The sequence below is a fragment of the Streptomyces sp. MAR4 CNX-425 genome, assembly GCF_048656465.1.
Classification (GTDB): domain Bacteria; phylum Actinomycetota; class Actinomycetes; order Streptomycetales; family Streptomycetaceae; genus Streptomyces.
Genome location: NZ_JBMDLF010000004.1, coordinates 50,860 through 75,649 on the forward strand (window position 1 = coordinate 50,860; position 24,790 = coordinate 75,649).

A 24,790-nucleotide genomic window follows, 5' to 3' on the forward strand; every position below is an offset into this window, starting at 1 on the left:
CGCGGGTCGCGGGTGGGTCGGTGGGGCGGGGTGTCCGGCGGCGCGGCGCCGGACACCCCGCGAGGCGCGTACCGGCTACTCGCGGTCCGCCGCGGTGGCCCGGCGCCGCATGGTGACGACCAGGCCGGTGGCGACCGCGACGACCAGCGCCGCGCCGCCGCCGAGGACCACGCCCATCCCCGAGCCGCCGCCGTCGTCCGACGCCTCCGCGGCGGGGACCGCGGTGGCCCAGCTCCAGGAGCCGTCCTGGCCCCAGATGTTGCCGTTGCCCGCGGGCATCGCGGTGATCGACTCGATGTGGTCGGTGCGGTACGCCTCGACGGAGTTGGGGTACGCCAGGACGTTCATGTACCCCGTGTCGTACAGCACGGACTGCATCTCCTTGACGATCTCCGCGCGCCTGGCCGGGTCGTCGTACGTGGCCAGCTGCTCGGCGTAGAGCCGGTCGAACTCCTTGTCGCAGATGAAGTTGTCCGTCTGCCCCACGACGTCCTCCGACTCCGGCAGCGCGGCGCAGGTGTGTATGGCGAGGACGAAGTCCGGGTCCGGGTTGACCGACCAGCCGTCGAAGGCGAGGTCGTACTCACCGGCCACCCAGGGGTCGCCGACGTTGTCGAGGCACTGCAGGTCCAGGCCGATGCCCAGCTCGCCCCACCACTCCGCGAGGAACTTGCCCGCCGCCTTGTCCTTGGGGTCGGTGGCGTGGCACAGCATCCGGAAGTTCAGCGGCTTGCCGTCCTTGCCGACGCGCTTGCCGTCCTTCAGCTCGTAGCCCGCCTCGTCCAGCAGCCGCGCCGCCTCCTTCGGGTCGTACCCGATCTCCTGCTCGGCCGACGGCTGCCAGTGGTACTCGGTGAAGCGCGGCGGGATGTAGCCCGCGCCCTCGACGCCGTGCCCCTGGAGCACCTTGTCCACGAGCTCCTTGCGGTCGACCGCGTGGAACAGCGCCTTGCGGACCTGGGGGTCGAGCAGCGCCGGATGGCCGTCGCCGAACCTGTTGCCCTCGATGTCCCGCGCCCCGGGGTTGGTGGCGATGGCCCAGAAGCGGCGGCCCTGGCCGTCGTTGACCTCGATGTCCGGCTGGCCCTTGAGCGACGCGGCGTGCGCCGGGGTCAGGTCCGGCACGAACGACACCTCGCCCTTGCGCAGCGCGGCGACGGCGGCGTCGGTCTCCTTGTAGTACTTGAACGTCAGCTTGTCGAACTCCGGCGCGCCCCGCCAGAAGTTCTCGTTCCGCTCGAAGGTGACGTACGAGTCGGTCTTGAAGTCCGTGAGCACGAACGGGCCGCTGCCGACGACCGGGAAGTCCTTGTCGTTGTTGAACTTGCCGAGGTCCTCGACGTCCTTCCAGATGTGCTTGGGCACGATCGGCAGGTCCATCGAGTTCATCGTGGCCTGCGGCTCCTTCAGCTCCACGACGAGCGTGCGGTCGTCGGGCGCCGAGACCTTCTCGAAGTTGGTGACGTACGAGCCGTTGGCCGTGCCTGCGGCGTCGTCGGTCATCATCGTGTGGAACGTCCAGCGGGCGTCCTCGGCGGTCAGCGGCCTGCCGTCGGACCACTTCACGCCCTTGCGGATGGTGTACGTCCACGTCCTGCCCTCGTTCGAGGGCTCCCACTTCTCCGCCAGCCCGGGGATGGGCTCCTGCGTCTTGACGTCGTAGTTGACGAGGGAGTCGTACATCAGCCGGTTCAGGCTCGTGGCCACCAGGGTGACGGCGAGGAAGGGGCTGAGCGAGTCGACGCTCTGCGCGACGGCCGCCGTCAGGACCGTCTCGCCGTCGTCGCCGTCGTCGCCGCCGCTGTCGTCCTGGGCGGACGTCGCCGCGGCCGGTCCGGCCGGGCCGACGGCGGCGGCTCCGACCAGGGCGAGGGCCGCCGCGGCGGCGCAGAGCGCGCGGCGCAGCCGGCGGCCGTGGTGGGCGGGAGTCGTGGGTGGGGGTGGGCCGGGCGGGAAGGCGTTCTCGTGGGTGGGCTGCATGACACCTCGCGGTTCTCGGGGCGGGATGCCGGCTGACCGGCCTGGGGGTCGGGTCTGTGTAGCGAGGTTGGTCTAAACATGTCAACGACCGTGACCGGCCTGTACGAGGGCGATACCCGGCTGAAACGCGAATGAGGCCCGCGCCTTCAAAAAGGCTGCGGGCCTCATTGGTTCACCCCAATGGCGGCGGGGACGTCGGCCGGCCGGGCGAGCCCGGCGGATCGGCCGGTGCTCCGGACGGCGGCCTCACCCGCCTCGCCGGCCGCGTTTCCGCTGGCCGGTCGGGCGGTCCGGCGGCGGGCCGGCGGTCGCCGGGGCCGGCGGCGGCCCCGGCCGCGGCGTCACCCGTACGGGCTCGGGCCGGACTGCGCCTGCGACGGGCCGGTGCCGGGCGCGCCACCCGGATAGCCGCCTCCGCCCGGGTGCCCGCCGCCGGGTCCGTACCCTCCCGCGCCGGGCTGGCCCGGCTGGCCGGGCATCGGCGGCGGCATCGCGTGCGGCGGCTGCTGGCCGCTCTCGCTCGTCCACAGGCCCTGCGCCTGCTGGGCGCGGGTGAAGTCCTCGGCGACGAGCGCGGCGAGGTGGAAGTACGCCTCCTTGGTCTTCGGCCGCATCATCGACAGGTCGAGCTCGGCACCGGCCGACAGGTGCTCGTCGAACGGGATCACCTGCACCGCGCGGGTGCGCTGCTCGAAGTGGCCGACTATGTCGTCGATCTTGATCATCTTGGCGGTCTCGCGGACCCCGGAGATGACCGTGATGCTCCGCGACACCAGGTCGGCGTAGCCGTGGGCGTGCAGCCAGTCGAGGGTGGTGCTGGCGCTGGACGCGCCGTCGACGGACGGGGTGGCCACGACGATCAGCTGGTCGGCGAGGTCGAGCACGCCGCGCATGGCGCTGTAGAGCAGGCCGGTGCCGGAGTCGGTGAGGATCACCGGGTACTGCTTGCCCAGCACGTCGATGACGCGGCGGTAGTCCTCGTCGTTGAACGTCGTGGAGACCGCCGGGTCGACGTCGTTGGCCAGGATCTCCAGGCCGGACGGCGCCTGCGAGGTGAACCGGCGGATGTCCATGTAGCTGTTGAGGTACGGGATCGCCGTCACCAGGTCGCGGATGGTCGCGCCGGTCTCGCGGCGCACCCGGCGGCCCAGCGTGCCCGCGTCCGGGTTGGCGTCGATCGCGATGACCTTGTCCTGCCGCTCGGCGGCGAGGGTCGCGCCGAGCGCGGTGGTCGTCGTGGTCTTGCCGACGCCGCCCTTGAGGGAGATCACCGCGATGCGGTAGCAGGACAGCACCGGCGTGCGGACGAGGGCGATCTTGCGCTGCCGCTCCTCCTCGGCCGCCTTGCCGCCCAGCTTGAACCGGGACAGGCCGCCGCGCTCGGACTTGCGCTGCGGCTTGTGCTTCTCGTGCAGCAGCTGGTCGGAGGAGAGCTCGACGGCGGCGGTGTAGCCGAGGGGCGCGTTGTGCACCGGCTGGCGGCGCTGCTCGGGCGTGACCTCGGGCCAGCCGCCGGACCGCGGGTCGCCGCCGGGCTGGCCGGGCCGGCCCGGCGCGGGCGACGTGGCGGGGGACAGGGCCCCCTGGCCGGGCGCGCCGGGCTGCCCGCCGCCGGCGGGCGGGAGGCCGGGCTGCTGCCCGGGGTACGGGCCGGGCTGCCCCGGCTGGGCGGGGGGCTGGCCGGGGAGGCCCGGGTAGGCGGGCTGCCCCGGTTGTCCGGGCTGCCCGGGCTGGCTCGGCTGTCCCGGCCCGCCCGGCTGCCCCTGCTGGCCCGGCTGCCCCTGCTGGCCCGGCTGCCCGCCGGGCGGCTGGGGCCAGCCGTAACCGCCCTGCGGCGCGCCGCCGTCGGGCTGCTGACCGGCCGGGGGTACGGGCACGCCGGACGGCGACGCCACGGTCCAGCCGGGCGGCGGCTCGGCGGCGGCCCCGGAGCGGGGCGCCTCCGCGCCGGAGGCGGGCGGGGTCTGCGGTGCCGGAAGGCGGCTGCCGGGCGCGGGGTACGCGCCGGGGGCGCCGGGCTGGGTGCCCGGGGCCTGGGCCGCCGGGGCGGAGCCGGACGCGGGGGCGCCGGGCTGGGCCGGGTACGGCTGCCCGGGCGGTGCCGCGGCCGGGGGCGCGGCGGGCGGCGCCGGGGGAGCCGCGGGCGGCGGCGGCGCGGCCTGCTCGGACGCGGGCTGCGGGGCGGCGGGCGACTGCCAGGGCGCGCCCGCGGCGGGTGGAGGGCCGGACGGCAGGTCGGTCGCCGGGGAGCGCTGCTGCTCGGCGGCGGGGAACTGCGGGGGCAGCGGCGGCAGCGCCGTCGCGGAGGCGGACGGGTCGGACGCGGCGGACGCGTCCGGCGCGGGCTCGGGCGCCCAGGGGTTCGCCCCGGTGGGCGCCCGGTCCGTGACGTACGGGCTGGCCTGCGGCGGCGCGTCCTGCGGCTCGTCGTCGCGCGCGGGCACGGCGTCGGCCGGCACCCGGTCCTGGACCTCGGCGGCGGCGGGCACGGCGTCGTTGGGCTCGTCGTCCGCGGGCGTACGGTCCTGGACCCCGGCGCCGGTCTGCGCCCGCAGCGAGGCGGGCGAGAAACGCATGGTCGCGCCGCTCACCAGGTCGCCCTTGTCCGGGTCGCCCGGCGACTCGTCGTCGTCCAGGCCGGGGTCCCGGTTCGCGGCCTGGTCCCGGTCGTCGTCCCGGTTCTGGTCCCGGTCCTGGTCGGACGGCGCGGCGGCGGGCGCGGCGTGGGCGACGAGCGGCGTCAGGGTCCGCGTGGCGTCGTCCCGGTACGGGCCGGGCGCACCCGGGCCGTCGTCACCCCGCGGCGGGGGCGCGAACTGCGGGGCGGGGAAGGCGGACCCGCCGGGCGCGGAGGCGTCGTCGCCGCCCGGCTCGGCGGTGGCGGGCGGTGTCCCGGGCGTGGGCGGCCAGGCGGCCCCCGCCTCCGGCGCTGCGGCGCCGGACCCGCCGGTCTGGCCGTCCGCGTCCGCGACCCCGGCGGCGGGCCACGCGGCCCCGGACCCGGCGGACTCGTCGACGTCGTCGTCGGCTTCGGGGACGCTGCTGCGCCAGCTGCGGTCGGCGGTGTCCGCCGCCGTGCCGGTCGCGTCGTCGTCGGCTTCGGGCACGCTGCTGCGCCAGCTGCTGCCGGTCGGGTCCGTCGCCGTACCGCCCGCGCCGTCGGTCCCGAAGGCCGGGCCCGTACCCGCCGCGGACGCGTCGTCGTCGTCCGCGGCCGGTGCCGCTTCGCCGCTCAGCCAGTCGGTGCCGGTCGCCTCCGGCTCCGCCGCGGCGTCGGGGGCGACCGGGGGCGTGGCCGTCCAGGCGGCCGCCTGCTCGCGGGGCTCGCCGGAGTCGCCCGGCGCCGCGGCCTCGTCGCCGTCGTCGGTGGTCACCTCCGCGGAAGCGGCCGCGGAGGTGAAGGGCCACGCGGTGTCCGGCTCGGCGGTGCGCCAGCCGTCGCCGGACGACGCGCCGTCGCCGTCGTCGTCCGCCTGCGCGCCGGGCGCGGTCTCCGGCACGGCGGGAAGGTCCGCGGCGGAATACGCGTCGTCGTCCGCGCCGTCGTCCGTGGCCGCGCCCCCGGCGGCGGCCGGTTCCGGCGCCGCCTCATCCGCGTCGTCGGTGCCCACCGGCGTCGCGGACGCGGCGCCTCCGTACCAGCTGGGCGCGCTCGCCGGGGCCGAGGTGAACTCCCCGGTGTCCGCCGCGGTCCCGGCGCCGGTGCTCTCGTCCGCTGCCGCGTGGTCCGCATTGTCCGCGTGGTCCGGGGCGTCCGCGTCGGCTTCGGCCTCCGGCACCGCCGGGGCCACCGGCAGAGCCGCGAACGCCACCGCGCCCGGGTCCGTCGCCGCCGTCAGCGGGGCGGAGTCGCCGGAGTCGTCGGTGTCGCCGGGCCCGGCCTCGTTCTCGTAGCCGCCGGACGCCTCGTCCCGGTCGTCGTTGTCGTCGTCGTCGGCGTCCGGCTCCGCGGCCGCCGCCGGCGGCGCCTCCGGCTCCGGCGGTGCCTCCGGCGTCTCGTCCGGCAGCGTCAGCAGGAACGGCGGCGGCGTCATCGAGTCCGGCACCGGCCCCGGCGCCGGGGCGTGGGCGGCGGTGAAGCCGTTCGGCAACGGGGGCATCGCCGAGCCGGAGTGGGACGAGCGGGAGCCCGCCTCCTCGTCCTGTCTGGGGGGCGGCACCCCCTGGGTGTACCAGGCGGCGGGCGCCGGGCCGGTGGTGAACTCGCCCGTGCCCTCCGGATCCGTACCGGACCGCTCGACATCGGGGCTGGTCCGGCCCGCGCCGTTCTCGTCCCGATCGCTGCTCACTGTGCCTCCCGTATCCCCTCGCACCACGGCGGTCGTGCCGGCGCCTGCCCGGTGCCGCATGCTCCTCCCACCCTAAGGGGAGGACCGAGCGCGTCGGCAGGGCGGACTGTCGCAATCGGCAACGGATGTGTCACCGTTCAGAACACCGGACCCGCGGCGGGCGCGGCGCGTTTCCGCGGGCGGGCGGGTACGGCGCCGGTCAGAACACCGGGTTCGCGGTGAGCGACCCGGTGTAGAGGACGAACACCCGGTTGTTCGCGGCGGTCATGGTCCAGTCGTCCCGCTCGCGCGACGTGCGCCGGTCGTCCCACGCCATCCGGCCCTTGCCGATGTCGTAGACCTTCAGCGCGTCGGGATCGATGTTCTCCGTCGTCCCGCACCACACCGAGTTCCCCTGGACCACCGGCGGGTACTTCAGCGCGACCGCCAGCGCTTTCGCCGTGAACACGGTCTCCCTCGTCTTCGCGTTCATGGCCGTGAGCACCCTGTTGTTCACGGCGAAGAGCGTGTTCCCGTCGAGCGCCGGCGCGCTCCAGATGTAATCGCCCACCGGCTGCTCGTTCCACTCCGGCTTCCCGTCGCCCTTCAGCGCGTACGCCGTCAGCCCGTCCCCGCCCGCGTACACGAAGCCCCCGCCGACCGCGCACGGCAGCGCGTACGAACTGCGCTTCGGGGTGTCCCACACCGTCCTGCCGTCCTCGGTGTCGACCACCGCGAGCTTGCCGTCCGAGCCGGAGAGCACCAGCATCCCGTCCGCGGTCGTGGCCCACGCGGGCTTCTTGACGGTCGACTTGACCGGCATCCCGACCGTCCACCGCTCCCGGCCCCCGGCGCCGACCGCGCGCAGCTCGCCGTCCTTCGTCGTCACGTACACCGCGTCGGCCGACGCCGTCAGCACCACGGCGGCCCGCGCGTCCGGCGCCGACCACTGCTCGCGCCGGTCGCGGCCGCGCAGCCCGTACAGCGCCCCCTCGGCGTCCGCGGCGGCGAAGGTGTTCTCGTCGAGCGCCGCCGCCCCGGCCGCCGCCGCCACCGAGTCTGCGGCCCGCCGCCACTTCTCCTTGCCGGTGCGGATGTCCAGGCCCGCGAGGCTGCCGTCGGCCATCGCCGCGACCAGCACCTGACGCAGCGGAAGCAGCAGCGGCGTAGCGGAGTTGAGCCCCCTGACCGGGCCCCAGAGCGCCGCGGGGGCGTTGCCGGAGCTGTAGCCGTCGAGCGGCCGCGCCGCCCACGGGTCGCGTTTCGGCGCCGTCACCGTGCCGCCGTCGTCCTTGCCCAGCCACCACCAGGCGGCCGTGCCCCCGCTCGCCGCGACCACCGCGCCGCCGGTGGCGAGGCCGACGAGCAGCCGCCGCCGCGAGGGCCCGGGCACCTGGGTGTCGCCGGCCGCGGGGAGCGCCGCGAGGCGGCCCGCCTCGTGCTCCCGGCCCGCGATATCCTCGGCGAGCGGCCCCTGGCGCCACACCGCCTCCGCGCCGGGCGGCGGGGCGAGGGCGGCGGCGATCTGCGGCGGAGTGGGCCGGTACGCGGGGTCCTTGGCCAGGCACGGGGCGATCAGCGGGTGCAGGTCGGGCGGCAGCGCTTCGAGACGCGGCTCGCCGTGCACCACCTCGTACTGCACCGCCGCCACATGGCTGCCCTGGTACGCCGTCTGCCCCGTCGCCGCCAGCGTCAGCACCGCGCCCAGCGCGAAGACGTCCGCGGGCGGGCCCACGCGCTGCCCGAGCACCTGCTCCGGCGGCCCGTAGCCGGGCGTGACCGGGGCCTCGCCGGTGCTGGTGAGCGTCAGGCCGTGCTCGGGGCGGGCGATGCCGAAGTCGATGATCCGCGGTCCGGCCGCGGTCAGCACGATGTTGGGGGGCTTGATGTCGCGGTGGACGAGACCGGCCGCGTGGATGTCGGTCAGCGTGCTCGCCAGCGCCGCGCCGACCGCGCGCAGCGCCGTGCCGTCCAGCGGCCCGTAGCGCTCGACGGCCTCGGCGAGGGTCGGCCCGGCGAGGTACTCGCAGGCGATCCACGGCCGTCCGCCCTCCGTCTCGGCGGCGAGGACCCGCGCCACGCCGGGGCTCTGCACCGCCTGCGCGGCGTGCGCCTCGCGGACGAAGCGCTGCGCCAGGTTCGACTGGTGGGCCAGCTCCGGCCGCAGCACCTTGATGGCGGCGGGGTGGCCGGTGGAGTCCCGGCCGAGGTACACCTTGCCCATGCCGCCCGCGCCGAGCACGCCGATGAGGCGGTACGGGCCGAGGCGCAGCGGGTCTCCGGTGCCGAGGGGTTTCATGGACGTTGCCGCTCCTGGTGGAAGTTCCTACTGAAGGGGGAGCCCGCGAACCTCGGCCGCGGTGACGACGAGGACGACCCCGGCTTCCTCCTGTTCGAGGACCATGGGGCGTTCGTTGTCCTCGGGCCCCCGGTACGACCAGGCCGTCCTGTGCTCCTTGAGGTCGACGGCCCGCACCCAGTCGCGGCCGCCGGTGCCCACGTACGCGTACCTCTTGCCGACCACGGGCGCGACGATGAACGCCTGCGGCCCCGCCCAGTCGGCCTTGGCCTCCCACTCGACCTTCCCGCCGGCGCCGTCGACGGCGATGAGCCCGTTGCCGTTCTCGACGACGTACGCCTTGCCGTCCTTGACCGCGGGGGTGCCGTAGAGGCGGGTGTCCGGGCCGAGTTCGGCGCGCGCGTCGCGGTCCTTGCCGAGCGTCCAGCCCACCTCGCCGTCCGACAGCCGCAGCGCCGTCAGGTCCCGCAGGCCGAGGAGCACGTGGCCCGCGACGGTGGGGAACTGCTGCAGGCCGGCGAGCGAGTCGCGGTCGGCCTTCGGCGCCGTCCAGGTCCAGCGCACGTCGCCGGTGCGGGGTTCGAGGCAGGTGAGGGTGGACTCGACGCGGATGAGCACCTCGTTCTTCGTCACGGCGGTGGCGTACGAGGGGCCGCTGTCGGGGGACTCGTTGTCGACCCCCCAGAGCAGCTCGCCGGTCTCCATGTCCGCCGCCACGAACTGCGGGGTCCACGGCGTCTTCTCGACGACGCGCTTCTTGGTCTTCTTGTCGCGGTAGACGCGGGTGACCCAGCGGGCGGTCGCGCGCATCAGCAGCACGCCGCTCTCCAGGCCCTCGATGGCCGCCCCCTTGAGTTCCCCGCCGCTGAGGACGAGGTGCTCCTCGCGCTCGCCCGACTCGGGGTCGGTGGCGTAGACGGCGTAGGTGCCCTCGCCCGAGGCGCTCTTGCTGGAGACGGAGTAGAACCCGGAGTCGTCGCCGATGATCCCCAGGAGGGGGGAGGCCAGGTCGTCGATGCCGCGCAGCTTGCCGCTGCGGGCGTCCACGAACTGCCCGCCGCCGGTGCTCGTCAGCAGCATCACGTAGTTGCCGCCGGTGGCCAGGCTGAACGCGCCGTCGCCGCCCACCACCGGCCGGGTCCACAGCTCCTTCGGCGCCTTCGGCTTCTTCGGCCCGGGCTTCGCCGCGGGCTTCTTCTCGTCGTCGCGGAGGTACGCCCACGCCCCCACACCCGCGCCGCCGGCGGCCACCGCGCCCGCGCCCGCGAGCGCCAGCACCTTGCGCCGCGACGGCCCCTTCGCCGCGCCCAGCTCCGTCTCCGCCGCGGCCTGCTCCGGCGACGGCAGCCGGGGCGGCTGCGGCTGCCAGGCGACGGCGGCGCGGCGCAGGATGTCGGCGTGCAGCGCGTCCGGGAGGTGGTCGGCGAAGTCGTCGGCGCCGCCGGGCAGTCCCTCGGCGAGCAGCCCCGTCAGCTCGTCGGTGCCGGGGCGGGTCTCCGGCTCCTTGGCCAGGCAGCGCTGGAGCAGCGGCAGCAGCCCGGCGGGCACGCCGGACAGGTCGGCCTCGCCGTAGCGCACCCGGTACAGCAGGTCCGCGGCCTGCCCGCCGCCGAAGGGGCCGTGGCCCGTGCAGGCGAAGACCAGCACGCCGGCGAGCGCGAACACGTCGCCGACGGGGGTGTGTTCGACGCCGGACGCCTGCTCGGGCGACATGAAGGCGGGCGTGCCCGCCGCGGTGCCCGTACGCGTCAGGTGGTCGTCGCCCGCGGCGCGGGCGATGCCGAAGTCGATGACCTTCGGGCCGGCCGACGTGAGCAGGATGTTCGACGGCTTCAGGTCGCGGTGCACGACGCCGGAGCGGTGCAGCTGCCCCAGCGCCTCGCAGAGCGCGGCGCCCAGCGCCCGCGTCGTCGTCTCCGGCAGCGGGCCGCACACCGCGACCGCCTCGTCGAGCGGCGGGCCGAGCACGTACTCCGTCGCCAGCCACGGCGTCTCCGCCAGCGGGTCGGCGTCGACGACCTCGGCGCCGTAGCGGTCGCCGATGACCCGGGCGGCGTCGGTCTCCAGCCGGAACCGGGTGCGGAACTCGGCGCCGGCGGTGCCGGCCTCGCCGCTGACGAGGTCGGCGTGCATGGTCTTCAGCGCCACCGTGCGGCCGCCCGCGGAGCGGGCGAGGTAGACGGTGCCCATGCCGCCGCTGCCGAGGCGGGCGACGAGCCGGTACGGGCCGAGGCGGTGCGGGTCGTCGTGGGTGAGAGGCGTCATCGAGGCAGCCATGGATCAGTCCACCGGGAGTGCGTAGAGGGCGTCCTTGGACATGACGAGGGCGATGCCGTCGCCCGCGCCGAGCACCCGGCCGGAGACGCCGGGCCCGTCGGTGGTGGAGCCGCCGGCCTCGCTGACCGTCGCGAACCGCCACAGCGGCGAGCCGTCGCGGGTGTTGAACGCCTGCACCTCGGCGTCGTTGCTGTAGAAGATGGTTCTGCCGGTGCCGCTGAGTACGACGTCGGTGACGTCGTACTGGTTGCCGGCGTACACCGGGGTACGCCAGAGCCGCTTGCCGTTCTTCACCGACACGGCCGCCATGTGCGCCCCCTGGCTGCCGTACAGCACGCGGGACCTCGCGTCGGTGAGCTCGGAGAAGAAGTGCTCCTTCATGGGCTGCTCCCACAGCCGCTCGCCGCCGCGCAGGTCGTAGCCGCGCAGCTGGCCGGACTCCTTGTTCGGGCTGACGAGCACGCCGGCCGGGGTCGCGTACGTGCTGGGGCCGTCGTAGTCCTCGATCTCCTTGTACTTCCGCTCCCACACCTTGTCGCCGCCGCGCATGTCGAGCGCGAGGTAGGTGAACTTGAAGCCGGCGGTGGGGGCGCTGGGGATGAGCACCCGGCCGCCGCGGAGCTTGGCGTGGTCGCCGTCGCTGATCGGGTTGTCGCTCAGGTCGCCGTAGCCCTCGGGCAGCGGGGTGCGCCAGAGCTCCTTGCGCTTCTTCGTGTCGTACGCCACGGCGTGAAAGCTCTCCTGGTCCGACTCCACGCCCAGGAAGTAGAAGACCCCGTCCGCGCCGCCGACGGGCTCCTGGTAGCTCAGTTTGCTGTTGAGCGAGTACTTCTCGATGGCGCCCTTCGACTTGCCGTCGGTGACGTCGATGACCTCGTTGCCGCCGAGGCTCACCGGGACCAGCGCCCGCCCGCCGCCGAGGTCGATCAGGTGGCCGCCCGCGAAGACGTCGGAGTCCCACGCCTTCTTGCCGGTGCGCACGTGCACGGCGGTGAGCGCGCCCATCGTCTCCACGACGGCGATTTTGCCGATGACGCTGATCTTGGCCGCCTCCTGGCCCTGCAGCGGGTACTGCCACAGCGGCTTGGGCGGGGCGCCCTTCGCGGGGGTGGTGCGGTAGACGGGCGGGTCCTCCTCCGTCGCGCGGCGGTACGCGTAGACGCCGCCCCCGCCGACCGCGAGGCCGGCGGCGCCGAAGGCGAGGCCGCGCAGCAGCGCGCGGCGCGCCGGGCGCGGCGGGGGTACGGAGGTCTCGCCGGCGTCCGCCCCGGCCGCGGTGTGCGGGGTCCCGCCGGGGCCGTCCGGGCTCCCCGGCGCGCCGGGCCCCGGGGGTGGCGGCGCGGGCGGGCCCGGCGCCGGCAGCGCCGGCGGCTGCGCGGCCAGCGCCGCGGCGACGGCGCCGGGCAGCTGCTCCTGCCCCGGCTCCGCGGGCAGCGCCTGCTGCACCTGCTGGAGCTGCTGGAGCAGCGCGTCCGCCCGCGGGCGCTGCGCGGGGTCCCCGGCGAGGCAGCCGGCGACGACCCCGGCCAGCGGCTCCGGCAGCGCGCCCGGGTCGGGGGAGTGGCCGCCGGTGGCGGCGTACGCCAGCACCACGCCCAGCGCGTAGATGTCGCCCAGCGGCCGCGGCACCCCGCCGGCGTGCTGCTCCGGCGGCAGCCACGCGGGCGGCAGCCCGGGCACCGCGGTACGGGGGCCCTCGCCCGGTGCCGCCGCGCGCACCGCGCCGTACGCCACGAGCCGCGGCCCGGCGGACGTCAGCAGCACCGCGGCGGGCGTCAGCCCCGCGTACACCAGGCCCTGCGCGTGCGCCTGGAGCACCGCGGCCGCCAGCGACACGCCCAGTTGGCAGACGTACGGCAGCGGCAGCGGCCCGCCGTGCGCCGCCAGCGCCGCCGGCAGCGGCAGCGCGGGCGCGCAGTCGTACGCCACCCACGGCTCCTCGTCCTGCGGCGCCACCCCGGCCACCGGCGCGGCGGCCGGCCCGGCCAGCCGCGCGGACGTGCCGGCCTCGGAGGCGAACCGGACCCGGAAGCCCGGGTCGGCGGCCAGCGCCGCGGGCGGCGTCATGAGGACCACGACCCGGCCCAGCGGCTCGCTGAACGCCAGGTGGAACCGCGACCCGTCGGCGTCGGGCCCGCCCTCGGGCCCGTACGGGCCGAGCGGCGCGACGACCCGGTGCGGGCCCACCGTCTGCTGCGTCCCGCCCCCGGCCGTGCCGCCGGCGCCGGTCAGTGTCTGCATACGAACAATCCCCCTTGCCGCCGCGCGCTCAGTCCAGCGGCAGCGCGTACACGCTGCTTCCGCTCGCGACCACGGCCGTGTCCTTGCCGACCGCCACCCGGCGCCGGTGAGCGTACTTCGGCTTGCCCGGCCGCATGTCGGTGAAGCGCCACAGCAGGTCGCCGCCCTGGACGTCGTACGCCAGCACCTGCATGTCGTCGCCCGCGATCAGGAACCGCTCGTCCGGCGTGAGGTGCAGCGCCGGGGCCTGGACGAGCACGCCGACGTAGGCCAGCTGCGGGTTGCGCTTCCACTGCTCCTCGCCCGAGTCCCGCGCCACGGTGTGCACGGCGCGGAACGTGTCGAGGGCGTGGATCATCCTGCCCTGCACGGCCGGCGGGCCGAAGTTCTGCGGGTTGCTCTCCTCGTCGCTCCACGGCTCGGCGGCGACGTTCCACAGCTCGGCGCCGTCGCCGCCCGCGTCGTAGCCGCGCATGGTCTTGCCGGCGGTGGCGACCAGCACGCCCGCCCCGGCCGCGGCCCAGTGGCCGCCGGCCATGCCGTCGTACTCCTGCGCCCAGCGCTCCGCGCCGCTGGCGAGGTCGAGGGCGGAGACCGCGGCGGGCGCGTCGCGGTGCTCGGCGTTCTCGTCGGCCTCGGGCACCAGCAGCACGGAGTCGCCGAGGAAGAGCGCGGCGGTCGCGGCGGCCGTGCCGGGCGAGCGCCACAGCTCGCGGCGCTCGGCGAGGTCGTAGCCGACGACGGTCAGCTCGCCGCCCTCCTCGACGGTGAACGCGGCGGTGTCGCCGGCCACGCCCAGCAGCGACCGGTACGGCGACCTGCCGCCCTTGCGGAACTTCTCCGACGTCCAGGCGACCGCGCCGTCCGCGGTGTCGAGCACGGCCAGGTCCTTGCCGGGCACCAGCACCATGCCGTCGCCGAGCGGCACGGCGCCGCCCGCGGGGCGGACGTCCGGCTGCTCCCACAGCTCGTCGCCGGTGCGCAGGTCCATCGCGTAGACGCCGGACTTCGCGACGACCAGCGCGGTCCCGCCGCCGGCGACGACCGGCGGGCCGACCGGATCGACCTTCCCCAGCCCCTTGCCCCACAGGACGGTGGGCGGGGCGCCGGTGAACCGCTTCCGGCGGGTGTTGCGGGCGGCGAGCCGCTCGGCGGTGGTCGGTGGCGGCGGCGGGTCCTCGGTGGTCGCGGCCCAGGCGGCGGCGCCGCCGGCCGCGACGCCCACCGCCCCGCCGGCGATGCCGGCGAGCAGGGCGCGGCGGGTGCCGGGGCGGCCGATGACGGTGGTGGCGCCGATGGGTTCCACGGCGCCGGGCTCCGGCGCCGCGAGGAAGTCCGGGTCCGGCTCGGTCTCGGCGGCGAGCACGTCGGCCGCCTGCCGGGCCAGGGCGGCGCTGACCCGGCGGGGCAGCCAGCCGGGGGCCAGGGCGGCGCCGGAGCGGGTGGTCGCCGCGTCGAGCACGGTGCCCGGCGCCGCGGCCGCCCCCGGGCCCTGGCCGGCGCCCGGCGCGGCGCCGCGGAGCAGCTCGGGCAGGAGCGCGGCGGCGGTGGGGCGGCCGGCGGGGTCGGCGCGGAGGCAGGGCTCCAGGGTGCCGCGGAGGGCGGGCGACAGCAGGTCCAGCGGGTCGCCGGGCGCGCCGTGGGCCTCGGTGGCGTACGGGTCCTGCGCGTACGGGTCCGCGCCGTACGCGGGACCGCCGGCGTACGGGTCCGTCAGCGGGTCGGCGGCGGCCTGCGCCGCCGGGTCGCCGGGGGCCCGGCCGGTCGCCGCGTACACGAGCACCGCGGCCAGCGCGTACACGTCGCCCAGCGGCCGCGGCCGCCCGCCCGCCGCCTGCTCCGGCGGCAGGAACTCCGGTATCAGCCCGGCGAGGCCCGCGCGCGGGCTGCCGTCGGCCCCGGCCGCGCCCACCGCGCCGTACCCGGTCAGCAGCGGGCCGTCGCCGGTGAGCAGCACGGCCGTGGGGTCGAGCCCGCCGTGCGCCACCCCCGCGGCGTGCAGCGCGGCCAGCGTCTCGGCCAGCGCGGCGCCCACGGCGTACACGGTGCGCTCCGGCAGCGGCTCCAGCTGCGCGTCCAGCGCGGCGGGCAGCGGCAGCGCCGGGCGGTACGGCATCGCCCACCAGGGCGGGCCGGCGGCCGACAGCTCGCCCACGGGCGCCAGCCACGGGCCGCCCGTGCCCGCGAGGCGCTGGGCCTCCGCGGCGGCGGCGTGGAAGCGCCCGGCGTGGCCGTGGTCGGCGGCCGTCGCCTCGGCGCGCGGTGCGGTGACCAGGACGGTGCGTACGCCACCGGGCGCCTGCGCCACGTAGCGCACGGCCGGCGCGCCGAGGCCGCCGGAGTCCGGATCCAGGCGCCCCACCGGCCGGTACGCCCCGAACTGTTCGGGGTCGTCGAGTCGCAGCGGTTCCATACCCCCTCCTAGGAACTGGCCGCAGGCAGCCTACCGGGCGCGGCCGGACCGTGTGTCCGGCGGGGGGTAATTGGTCCCGCGCGGCCGGGGAGAAAGTCCCGCTCGGAAGCCGCGCATTTTTATCCCGGAGTGGCATGCCCCACATGGCTCCAAAGGAATCCTAAACGCGGTAGTAGACGCCTTGGACGAGGGTCCGGGACTTTTGCCTCCCGGGCCTGTGGACTTTCGGCAGGGGAGTGCGCCGGACCATCGGACACCGCCCAGCCGGACCGCTCTCACCTGCGCATATCCCCACCTGCGGCGTTCTCGTACCCGCTCCGGGGGCGCTCCGGCGGCCGGTCGCGGCCGGTGCGCAAGGGGCATAAAAACCCGACTCGTCACTACGACCCCGGCTCGTACCAAGGGTCCTTGTCCGTCCGGATCCGGCGGGTTACCAAGGTGGGGCGACCTCGGAGCGCAGCCGGGGTCGAAACCATGTCTGGAGGGAATTCCGAGAATGTCGAAGCACATCAAGTTCACCGCCCCCATAGCCACGTCCGCCGCCCTCGCCGCAGGCGCCGGCATGGTCCTCACCCTCGGCGCGGGGGTGGCGAGCGCCGACGGCAAGCCCGACTGGGTCAAGCCCGTCTCCGCCGACTACGACATCACCGGCCAGTACAACCAGGGCGGCGCCCGCTGGGCCGCCAAGCACAGCGGCCAGGACTTCGCCGCGCCCACCGGCACCAAGGTCCGGTCGGTCCACAGCGGCACCGTCGTCACGGCCGGCTGGGGCGGCGCGTACGGCAACAACATCGTGATCAAGCACGCCGACGGCGTGTACACCCAGTACGGCCACCTGTCGAAGATCGACGTCTCGGTCGGCCAGCAGGTCAACGCCAAGACCAAGATCGGCGAGATCGGCACGACCGGCAACTCCACCGGCCCGCACCTGCACTTCGAGGTCCGCACCACCCCCGTCTACGGCTCCGCCGTCGACCCGGTCGCGTTCCTGAACAAGCACGGCGTCAAGATCTGACCCGCACCCCCGGCCCCCCGGCCGGGCGGCGCCGGGCGGCGGTCTGCGGGCCGCCGCACGGCTGGTAGGCTGGCGGACGGTTCGCGTGAGCGCCCCCGTATCCAACCGGGCGAGGCGCCGCGACCGCCCCGCCGACCGAGTTACCGCAGTTCCCCTGTGATCTGGACCAGGGGCGCTCGGCGGCGCCGACCTGAGGAGTGTGGAGACGGGCATGGCGCTCGACACCGCGACGAAGAAGAAGATCATGGCCGAGTTCGCCACGAAGGACGGCGACACCGGCTCCCCCGAGGTGCAGGTGGCGATGCTCTCCCAGCGCATCTCCGACCTCACCGAGCACCTGAAGACCCACAAGCACGACCACCACTCGCGCCGCGGTCTCCTGCTGCTCGTCGGCCGCCGCCGCCGGCTCCTGCAGTACCTCGCGAAGAAGGACATCACCCGCTTCCGCACGCTGGTCGAGCGCCTCGGCATCCGCCGCGGCGCCGCCGGCGCCCGCTAGCGCCGTACGAGGGAGCGGCTCCCGCGCCGGGAGCCGCTCCCTCGGCGTATGCCCGCAGCGCTCCGGCCCCGCCGGACGCCGGGCGGGTCCGTCCGTACGGACCCCTACCGACCGGTTGCCCGCCAGCCGTCGAGACACCGCCCGGGGGACTTGTACCCTGGTCGGCAGGACATCTACACAGAGTGAACACGGGGAGCAACCGCCCGCAGCCGCCGGACCTGTGCCGACAGCGGGCGCCGGTCCTCGGTAGTGGCCTTCGGGGCACGCGAGAGCGCGCACCCCGGTGGCTTCGATCGAAGACCGGCCCGGCCTTCAGCCGCTCATCCGGCCCGAGCCTGCCGCGCGGGTGCTCCACCGCTCACCGCCCACGCCACACGGGCGTGGGCGCAGACGAGGAGAATTTCCTGGTGGAGAACGAAACCCACTACAGCGAGGCCGTCATCGACAACGGCTCGTTCGGCACCCGCACCATCCGCTTCGAGACCGGCCGGCTCGCCAAGCTCGCCGCCGGCTCCGCCGTCGCCTACCTCGACGACGAGACGATGGTCCTCGCGGCGACCAGCGCCTCCAAGCAGCCCAAGGACCAGCTCGACTTCTTCCCCCTCACGGTGGACGTCGAAGAGCGCATGTACGCCATCGGCAAGATCCCCGGCTCCTTCTTCCGCCGCGAGGGCCGCCCCAGCGAGGACGCCATCCTCACCTGCCGGCTCATCGACCGGCCGCTGCGCCCCTCGTTCAAGAAGGGCCTGCGCAACGAGATCCAGATCGTCGCCACCATCGAGGCGCTCAACCCCGACCACCTCTACGACGTGGTCGCCATCAACGCCGCCTCCGCCTCCACCCAGCTGGCGGGCCTGCCCTTCTCCGGTCCCATCGGCGGCACCCGCGTCGCCCTCATCCGCGGCCAGTGGGTGGCCTTCCCCACCCACGCCGAGCTGGAGGAGGCCGTCTTCGACATGGTCGTCGCCGGCCGCGTCCTGGACGACGGCGACGTCGCGATCATGATGGTCGAGGCCGAGGCCACGGACCAGACCGTCGAGCTGGTCAAGGGCGGCGCCACCGCCCCGACCGAGGAGGTCGTGGCCGCCGGCCTGGAGGCCGCGAAGCCCTTCATCAAGACCCTCTGCAAGGCGCAGGCCGACCTCGCCGCCAAGGCCGCCAAGCCCACCGGCGAGTTCCCCGTCTTCCTCGACTACCAGGACGACGTGCTCCAGGCCCTCACCCAGGCGGTGCGGGACGAGCTGGCCCAGGCCCTCACCCTCGGCGACAAGCTGGAGCGGGAGGCGGAGCTGGACCGCGTCAAGGGCGTCGCCGCCGAGAAGCTGCTGCCGCAGTTCGAGGGCCGCGAGAAGGAGATCTCCGCGGCGTACCGCGCGCTCACCAAGGAGCTCGTGCGCGAGCGCGTCATCCGCGAGCAGGTCCGTATCGACGGCCGCGGCGTCACCGACATCCGGCCGCTGGCGGTCGAGGTCGAGGCGATCCCGCGGGTGCACGGCTCGGCGCTCTTCGAGCGCGGCGAGACCCAGATCATGGGCGTGACCACGCTGAACATGCTGCGCATGGAGCAGCTGCTGGACACCCTCAACCCGGTGACCCGCAAGCGCTACATGCACAACTACATCTTCCCGCCCTACTCCACCGGCGAGACCGGCCGCGTCGGCACCCCCAAGCGCCGCGAGATCGGCCACGGCGCGCTCGCCGAGCGCGCCATCGTCCCGGTGCTGCCCAGCCGCGAGGACTTCCCGTACGCCATCCGCCAGGTCTCCGAGGCGCTCGGCTCCAACGGCTCGACCTCCATGGGCTCCGTCTGCGCCTCGACGATGTCGCTGCTCAACGCCGGCGTGCCGCTGAAGGCGCCGGTCGCGGGCATCGCCATGGGCCTGATCTCCAAGGAGATCGACGGCGAGACGCGGTACGTGACGCTGACCGACATCCTCGGCGCCGAGGACGCCTTCGGCGACATGGACTTCAAGGTCGCCGGCACCAAGGAGTTCGTCACCGCCCTCCAGCTCGACACCAAGCTCGACGGCATCCCCGCCTCCGTGCTGGCCGCGGCCCTCACCCAGGCCCGGGACGCCCGGCTGCACATCCTCGACGTGATGATGGAGGCCATCGACCGGCCGGACGAGATGTCCCCGCACGCCCCGCGGATCATCACCATCAAGATCCCGGTGGACAAGATCGGCGAGGTCATCGGCCCCAAGGGCAAGATGATCAACCAGATCCAGGAGGACACCGGCGCCGAGATCACCATCGAGGACGACGGCACCATCTACATCGGCGCCGCCGACGGCCCGGCCGCCGAGGCCGCCCGCACGACCATCAACGGCATCGCCAACCCGACGATGCCCGAGGTCGGCGAGCGCTATCTCGGCACGGTGGTGAAGACCACCTCCTTCGGCGCCTTCGTCTCGCTGCTGCCCGGCAAGGACGGCCTGCTGCACATCTCGCAGATCCGCAAGCTGGCCGGCGGCAAGCGCGTCGAGAACGTCGAGGACGTCCTCGGCGTCGGCCAGAAGGTCCAGGTCGAGATCGCCGAGATCGACCAGCGCGGCAAGCTCTCCCTCATCCCCGTCCTGGAGGACGAGGACAAGGACGGCGACGACGCCGGGGAATCCGGGGACGAGTCCGCCCAGTGACCCTGCCCCGCACCAGCCGGACGGCGGCCCGCCCCCCTCACCGGGGGCGGGCCGTCCCCCGTCCGCGCGCCACCGCCGCGACCCTGCCCGACGGCTCCACCGGTGCCGTCGCCGGCGGCACCGTACGGAAAACGGTGCTGCCCGGGGGCCTGCGCGTACTCACCGAGACGCTGCCCGCCGTGCGCTCCGCGACCTTCGGCATCTGGGCGCACGTCGGCTCCCGCGACGAGACCCCCGCGCTCGGCGGCGCCACGCACTACCTGGAACACCTGCTCTTCAAGGGCACCCGGACACGCTCCGCCCTGGACATCTCCGCGCCGATCGACGCGGTCGGCGGCGAGATGAACGCGTTCACGGCCAAGGAGTACACCTGCTACTACGCGCGGGTCCTCGACACCGACCTGCCGCTGGCCGTCGACATCGTCTGCGACATGCTCACCGGCTCCGTCATCCGCGCCGAGGACGTCGAGGCCGAACGCGGCGTCGTCCTCGAAGAGATCGCGATGACCGAGGACGACCCCGGTGACTGCGTCCACGACCTCTTCGCCCGCACGATGCTCGGCGACACCCCGCTCGGCCGCCCCGTGCTCGGCACCGTCGACACCGTCACGGCGCTCACCCGCGACCGCGTCGCCCGCTTCTACCAGCGCCACTACACCCCGCCCCGGCTCGTCGTCGCCGCCGCGGGCAACGTCGACCACGACGACGTCGTACGCCGCGTCGCCGCCGCCTTCGACCGCGCCGGCGCCCTCGGCGGCCCCGACGCCGCCCCGCACGCCCCGCGCGCCGGCAGCCGCGCGCTGCGCACCGCCGGCCGCTTCGACCTGCTGGAGCGCCGCACCGAGCAGACCCACCTCGTCCTCGGCGCCCCCGGCGTCGGCCGCCACGACGAGCGCCGCTGGGCGCTCAGCGTGCTGTCCGCGGCCCTCGGCGGCGGCATGAGCTCCCGGCTCTTCCAGGAGGTCCGCGAGAAGCGCGGCCTGGCCTACGCCGTGTACTCGTACACCTCCGGCTTCGCCGACTGCGGCCTCTTCGGCGTCTACGCCGGCTGCCGCCCCGGGCAGGCCGCCGACGTGCTCAAGCTCTGCCGCGAGGAACTGGCGCACGTCGCCCGGCACGGCCTCGCCGACGAGGAGGTCGACCGCGCCGTCGGCCAGCTGTGCGGCTCCCTGGTGCTGGGCCTGGAGGACACCGGCGCGCTCATGCACCGGCTCGGCAAGAGCGAGCTGTGCTGGGGCGAGCAGATGTCCGTCGACGCCATGCTCGCCCGGATCCGCGCCGTCACCCCCGACGACGTGCGCGAGGTGGCGGCGACCGTGCTGGGCCGCCGCCCGTCGCTGTCGGTCATCGGGCCGGTGACGGACCGGCAGGCGACGGCGCTGCGGGAGGCCGTGGCCTGAGCGCGGAGTGCGCGGCGCGGCCGAGGAGGGGGCGGCCCCGGGCCGTTCATCCACGGTGCGGGGCGAAGCCCGCGGGCAGGTCCGGGGGCGATACCCTCGGGCCGTCCACCCGGGCGGGCGCCCTCCCGGGGGCAGGGGCGGCAGCCCCGGGTTTCGGGGCGCAGGGGGAGGGGCCGGGGAAGAACCCACCGAACACCGGAGGTACCAGGCACATGACCACCCAGCTCAAGGTCGCCGTCGTCGGCGCCCGCGGCCGCATCGGCTCCGAGGCCGCCCGCGCCGTGGAGGCCGCCGACGACATGGACCTCGTGGCCGCCGTCGACCGCGACGACGACCTCGCGGAACTGCCGAAGGCCGGCGCCGAGGTCGCCGTCGAGCTGACCCACCCCGACTCGTCCCCGGCCAATCTCGACTTCCTCGTACGCCACGGGATCCACGCCGTCGTCGGCACCACCGGCTGGACCGACGAGCGCCTCGACGCGCTGCGCGCCCGGCTCGCGGAGCACCCCGGCAGCGGCGTGCTCATCGCCCCGAACTTCTCCCTCGGCGCTGTCCTCACCATGCACTTCGCCCGCCAGGCCGCCCGGTTCTTCGAATCCGCCGAGGTCGTCGAGCTGCACCACCCGAACAAGGCCGACGCCCCCTCCGGCACCGCCACCCGCACCGCCCGCCTCATCGCCGAGGCCCGCCGCGCGGCCGGCCTGCCGCCGCAGCCCGACGCCACCGCCACCGCCCTGCCCGGGGCCCGCGGCGCCGACGTCGACGGGGTGCCCGTGCACGCCGTACGGCTGCGCGGGCTCCTGGCCCACCAGGAGGTGCTGCTCGGCGACACCGGGGAGACCCTCACCATCCGGCACGACTCGCTGCACCACAGCAGCTTCATGCCCGGCATCCTGCTCGCCGCCCGCCGGGTGCGCGAGACCCCGGGCCTGACGGTCGGCCTGGAACACTTCCTCGACCTCGGCTGACGGCGACGGCTGGACCCGCTGATGCGCTCGAAGATCACCTACGCGGTGCTGTCGGCCGTGCTCGTCGTCTACTTCTTCCTCGCCGGCACCCGCGGCTGGTACCTGCTGCGCGAGGGCACCCCGGTGACCGTCGCGTTCGGCGCCGCCGTGCTCGTGCTCCCGGCCATCGGGCTGTGGTTCCTCTGGCACACCACCGCCTTCGCGCGCGCCGCGGACGCGCTCGCGCGGGAGCTGGACGCCGAGGGCGGGCTGCCGGTGGACGAGCTGAAGCGCACCCCCAGCGGCCGCATCGACCGGGACTCCGCCGACGAGGTCTTCCGGCGGCGCAAGGCGGAGACGGAGGCGGCGCCGGAGGACTGGCGGTGCTGGTTCCGGCTGGCGGTGGCGTACCACGACGCGCGGGACACGCCGCGGGCGCGCAAGGCCATGCAGCGGGCGATCGCGCTGCGCAGGACGGCGGGCTAGCGGCTCGTACGGCCGCGTCCGCCGCGGCCGCGCCGTGCGCCGCCGCCGCGGCCGCGGCCGCGCGAGAGCGTCAGCGCAGCTCCGTCGCCCACGCCTCGACGGTGTCGGCCGCCCGGTCGAAGGCCTCGGGGCGGCTCAGGAAGTCGGCGTTGCTGTCCGTGAGCAGCGGCCGCAGCGGCGCCCCCGCCCCGCCGCGCCCGCGCCGGCGGGGCGCGGGGGTCACCAGGAGCGCCTGCCCCTGGACCGTACGGGGCAGGCCCAGCCACTTCACCGGCTGCTGCACGGTGCGTACGTCGGCGATCTCGTCCCACGCCAGGGTGACGGTGTGGAACAGGTGGACCTGCCGGAGCCCGTGCGCGCTCACCCACACCCCGGCCCGCAGCAGCCGCAGCGCCGCCACGATGAACAGCACCGCCACGCCGGCGCACGTCAGCCCGCCGGTGACCGAGCGGGCGAGCAGCATGACGACGGTCGCGAAGAGCAGGTACGAGGCGAGCAGCAGCTCGACGGCGGCGCCGAGCACCCGCCAGGGCCCCGGGCGGTACGGCCGGCGCCAGCGGTCGCGGTCGGCGTAGGGGAGGGGCGCGTCGCCGGCGACGTCGCCGAAGTCGCGGTCGGCGGTCAGAAAGGGCAGTGGCACGGTTGCGAGGCTAGCGAGGCCCCGCCGGGCCCACCACCCCGGGGGTGCGGACGGGGCAGCCGCGGCGGGCCGCCCCGGCGGCGGCGCCGGCGGTCAGGGGGTCCGTACCGTCTCGGTGTCCTGCGCGGATCCCGGGTCCTCGGTGAGCTGCATCGCCGGCACGCCGAACACCACCGCGCCGACGAGCCCGGCCACGATGAGGATGCCCACCAGCGCCCGCCCGGCGACCTCGCCGAACCCGGCGCGTTTCACCGGCGGTGGCACGGGGACGTCGCTGCGGAAGCGGTCGGCCTCCGCTATGGAGGCGTACGGAACGGGCTCGCGCCGGCGGCGAAGCATGCGGTGACACCACCTCGGGACTCAACGGGTTCGTCGACTTGACTCCTGTCACCCGGACAACGTCGGAACGTCCCCTCAAGTGCCCAGATCCAGGGCCATGTGGCGAATACCTCTCAAAGGTGCCAAGGCGCGGATCGTGCCCCGAACGGCCGTGCGGCGGCGGAGCGCTCGAAAGGCGATGCGAAATGTCTGGAATGGTGGTTATCGCGAAGTTCGCCTAGGCTGAGGAAAGGAACCCGGTACTGCTTGAACCCCCGAGCAGGCAGTGCCGGGTTCTCCCGCGCCTGCCGCACCGCGCCCCACCCAAGCGCGCACTCCGGGCATTCTTACGAGTAGCGTGTGCCCCATGGCTCCGACATCCACCCCGCAGACGCCCTTCGGACGGATGCTGACCGCCATGGTCACGCCGTTCACCCCCGAAGGCGCCCTCGACCTCGACGGCGCCCAGCGACTCGCCGCCCACCTCGTCGACGCAGGCAACGACGGGCTCGTGCTCAACGGCACCACCGGTGAGTCCCCCACCACCAGCGATGCGGAGAAAGCCCAGCTCGTGCGGGCCGTGGTGGACGCGGTCGGCGACCGCGCCCACGTCGTCGCCGGAGCCTCGACGAACGACACCCGCCACAGCATCGAGCTGGCCCGCGCCGCCCAGGACGCCGGCGCCCACGGCCTGCTGACCGTCACGCCGTACTACAGCAAGCCCCCGCAGTCCGGGCTCTACGCGCACTTCAAGGCCATCGCCGACGCCACCGACCTGCCCGTGATGCTCTACGACATCCCCGGCCGCAGCGGCGTCCCGATCAACACCGAGACCATGGTCCGGCTGGCCGAGCACCCGCGGATCGTCGCCAACAAGGACGCCAAGGGCGACCTCGGCCGCGCCAGCTGGGCCATCGCCCAGACCGGCCTCGCCTGGTACTCCGGCGACGACATGCTGAACCTCCCGCTGCTCTCCGTCGGCGGCGTCGGCTTCGTCTCCGTCGTCGGCCACCTCGTCACCCCGGAGCTGGTCGCCCTCGTCGAGGCGTACACCGGCGGCGACGTCACCAAGGCCACCGAACTGCACCAGCAGCTGCTCCCCGTCTACACCGGCATGTTCCGCACCCAGGGCGTCATCACCGTCAAGGCCGCCCTCGCCCTGCAACAGCTGCCCGGCGGCCCGCTGCGCCTGCCGCTCGTCGGGCTCTCGCCGGAGGAGACCGAGCAGCTCAAGCGGGACCTCAAGGGCGGCGGCGTGCACGTGTAGCCGTACGCCCCGAGCCGTACGCGCGCCGCGCCCCGCCGCCCCACCCCCCGCCACCGAAGACGTCACAACCGCATACCGTGAAACCCGCGGCGCGGCTTCAG

The 24,790-nt window shown here is 75.2% G+C and carries 15 protein-coding genes; 7 read left to right on the top strand and 8 right to left on the bottom strand.

Annotation, left to right across the window (positions count from 1 at the left end; all coding sequences use genetic code 11):
- Nucleotides 1-75 precede the first annotated feature (75 nt).
- From ACHZ99_RS13385 to ACHZ99_RS13410, 6 genes are all read right to left on the bottom strand, one after another.
- A complete protein-coding gene (locus ACHZ99_RS13385; RefSeq protein WP_420304748.1) occupies nucleotides 76-1,980 on the bottom strand; it encodes an ABC transporter substrate-binding protein in 1,905 nt (634 codons plus the stop codon).
- 341 nt (nucleotides 1,981-2,321) lie between these two features.
- The gene (locus ACHZ99_RS13390) at nucleotides 2,322-6,269 is read right to left on the bottom strand and encodes an SCO5717 family growth-regulating ATPase (RefSeq protein ID WP_420304749.1); all 3,948 of its coding nucleotides are present in this window, start codon (nucleotides 6,267-6,269) and stop codon (nucleotides 2,322-2,324) included.
- A 199-nt stretch (nucleotides 6,270-6,468) separates the two neighbouring features.
- Complete coding sequence (locus ACHZ99_RS13395; RefSeq protein ID WP_420304750.1) at nucleotides 6,469-8,547, bottom strand: protein kinase domain-containing protein; 2,079 nt, start codon at nucleotides 8,545-8,547, stop codon at nucleotides 6,469-6,471.
- A 27-nt stretch (nucleotides 8,548-8,574) separates the two neighbouring features.
- Nucleotides 8,575-10,824 carry a protein kinase domain-containing protein gene (locus ACHZ99_RS13400; protein WP_420304751.1) on the bottom strand — a complete coding sequence of 750 codons (2,250 nt, stop codon included), beginning with the start codon at nucleotides 10,822-10,824 and terminating at the stop codon, nucleotides 8,575-8,577.
- Nucleotides 10,825-10,827: 3 nt separating this feature from the next.
- Complete coding sequence (locus ACHZ99_RS13405; RefSeq protein ID WP_420304752.1) at nucleotides 10,828-13,065, bottom strand: PQQ-binding-like beta-propeller repeat protein; 2,238 nt, start codon at nucleotides 13,063-13,065, stop codon at nucleotides 10,828-10,830.
- 28 nt (nucleotides 13,066-13,093) lie between these two features.
- A complete protein-coding gene (locus tag ACHZ99_RS13410) occupies nucleotides 13,094-15,478 on the bottom strand; it encodes a PQQ-binding-like beta-propeller repeat protein (RefSeq protein ID WP_420304753.1) in 2,385 nt (794 codons plus the stop codon).
- A 496-nt stretch (nucleotides 15,479-15,974) separates the two neighbouring features.
- On the opposite strand from ACHZ99_RS13410, the gene ACHZ99_RS13415 reads away from it, so the two are divergent.
- From ACHZ99_RS13415 to ACHZ99_RS13440, 6 genes are all read left to right on the top strand, one after another.
- Nucleotides 15,975-16,493 (top strand): M23 family metallopeptidase, encoded by a 519-nt coding sequence (locus ACHZ99_RS13415; protein WP_420304754.1) that lies wholly within the window; start codon nucleotides 15,975-15,977, stop codon nucleotides 16,491-16,493.
- A gap of 211 nt (nucleotides 16,494-16,704) precedes the next feature.
- A complete protein-coding gene (gene rpsO / locus ACHZ99_RS13420; RefSeq protein WP_420304755.1) occupies nucleotides 16,705-16,992 on the top strand; it encodes a 30S ribosomal protein S15 in 288 nt (95 codons plus the stop codon).
- A gap of 407 nt (nucleotides 16,993-17,399) precedes the next feature.
- Entirely contained in the window at nucleotides 17,400-19,631 is a 2,232-nt protein-coding gene (locus ACHZ99_RS13425) for a polyribonucleotide nucleotidyltransferase (RefSeq protein ID WP_420304756.1), read from the top strand.
- Nucleotides 19,628-21,031 (top strand): M16 family metallopeptidase, encoded by a 1,404-nt coding sequence (locus ACHZ99_RS13430; protein ID WP_420304757.1) that lies wholly within the window; start codon nucleotides 19,628-19,630, stop codon nucleotides 21,029-21,031. Before ACHZ99_RS13425 ends, ACHZ99_RS13430 begins: the two co-directional genes overlap by 4 nt.
- A gap of 212 nt (nucleotides 21,032-21,243) precedes the next feature.
- Nucleotides 21,244-21,999, top strand: a complete 756-nt coding sequence (dapB, locus tag ACHZ99_RS13435; RefSeq protein WP_420304758.1) for a 4-hydroxy-tetrahydrodipicolinate reductase — start codon at nucleotides 21,244-21,246, stop codon at nucleotides 21,997-21,999.
- Between the two features lie 21 nt (nucleotides 22,000-22,020).
- Nucleotides 22,021-22,464, top strand: coding sequence for a hypothetical protein (locus tag ACHZ99_RS13440; protein ID WP_420304759.1), 444 nt, complete (start codon nucleotides 22,021-22,023; stop codon nucleotides 22,462-22,464).
- A gap of 70 nt (nucleotides 22,465-22,534) precedes the next feature.
- Here the strand turns inward: ACHZ99_RS13440 and ACHZ99_RS13445 are convergent, their stop codons facing one another.
- Both ACHZ99_RS13445 and ACHZ99_RS13450 read right to left on the bottom strand, forming a co-directional pair.
- Complete coding sequence (locus tag ACHZ99_RS13445; RefSeq protein ID WP_420304760.1) at nucleotides 22,535-23,104, bottom strand: hypothetical protein; 570 nt, start codon at nucleotides 23,102-23,104, stop codon at nucleotides 22,535-22,537.
- 93 nt (nucleotides 23,105-23,197) lie between these two features.
- A complete protein-coding gene (locus ACHZ99_RS13450; protein WP_420304761.1) occupies nucleotides 23,198-23,443 on the bottom strand; it encodes a hypothetical protein in 246 nt (81 codons plus the stop codon).
- Between the two features lie 346 nt (nucleotides 23,444-23,789).
- Between ACHZ99_RS13450 and dapA the strand changes: the two genes are divergently transcribed.
- Nucleotides 23,790-24,689, top strand: coding sequence for a 4-hydroxy-tetrahydrodipicolinate synthase (dapA, locus tag ACHZ99_RS13455; RefSeq protein ID WP_420304762.1), 900 nt, complete (start codon nucleotides 23,790-23,792; stop codon nucleotides 24,687-24,689).
- The last annotated feature ends 101 nt before the right edge of the window (nucleotides 24,690-24,790 follow it).

Bases quoted from the DNA above. Each gene is read 5' to 3' on its own strand.
- ACHZ99_RS13385 (WP_420304748.1), bottom strand. From the start codon at position 1,980: ATGCAGCCCACCCACGAGAACGCCTTCCCGCCCGGCCCACCCCCACCC.
- ACHZ99_RS13395 (WP_420304750.1), bottom strand. From the start codon at position 8,547: ATGAAACCCCTCGGCACCGGAGACCCGCTGCGCCTCGGCCCGTACCGC.
- ACHZ99_RS13400 (WP_420304751.1), bottom strand. From the start codon at position 10,824: ATGGCTGCCTCGATGACGCCTCTCACCCACGACGACCCGCACCGCCTC.
- ACHZ99_RS13405 (WP_420304752.1), bottom strand. From the start codon at position 13,065: ATGCAGACACTGACCGGCGCCGGCGGCACGGCCGGGGGCGGGACGCAG.
- ACHZ99_RS13410 (WP_420304753.1), bottom strand. From the start codon at position 15,478: ATGGAACCGCTGCGACTCGACGACCCCGAACAGTTCGGGGCGTACCGG.
- ACHZ99_RS13415 (WP_420304754.1), top strand. From the start codon at position 15,975: ATGTCGAAGCACATCAAGTTCACCGCCCCCATAGCCACGTCCGCCGCC.
- rpsO (WP_420304755.1), top strand. From the start codon at position 16,705: ATGGCGCTCGACACCGCGACGAAGAAGAAGATCATGGCCGAGTTCGCC.
- dapB (WP_420304758.1), top strand. From the start codon at position 21,244: ATGACCACCCAGCTCAAGGTCGCCGTCGTCGGCGCCCGCGGCCGCATC.
- ACHZ99_RS13440 (WP_420304759.1), top strand. From the start codon at position 22,021: ATGCGCTCGAAGATCACCTACGCGGTGCTGTCGGCCGTGCTCGTCGTC.
- ACHZ99_RS13450 (WP_420304761.1), bottom strand. From the start codon at position 23,443: ATGCTTCGCCGCCGGCGCGAGCCCGTTCCGTACGCCTCCATAGCGGAG.
- dapA (WP_420304762.1), top strand. From the start codon at position 23,790: ATGGCTCCGACATCCACCCCGCAGACGCCCTTCGGACGGATGCTGACC.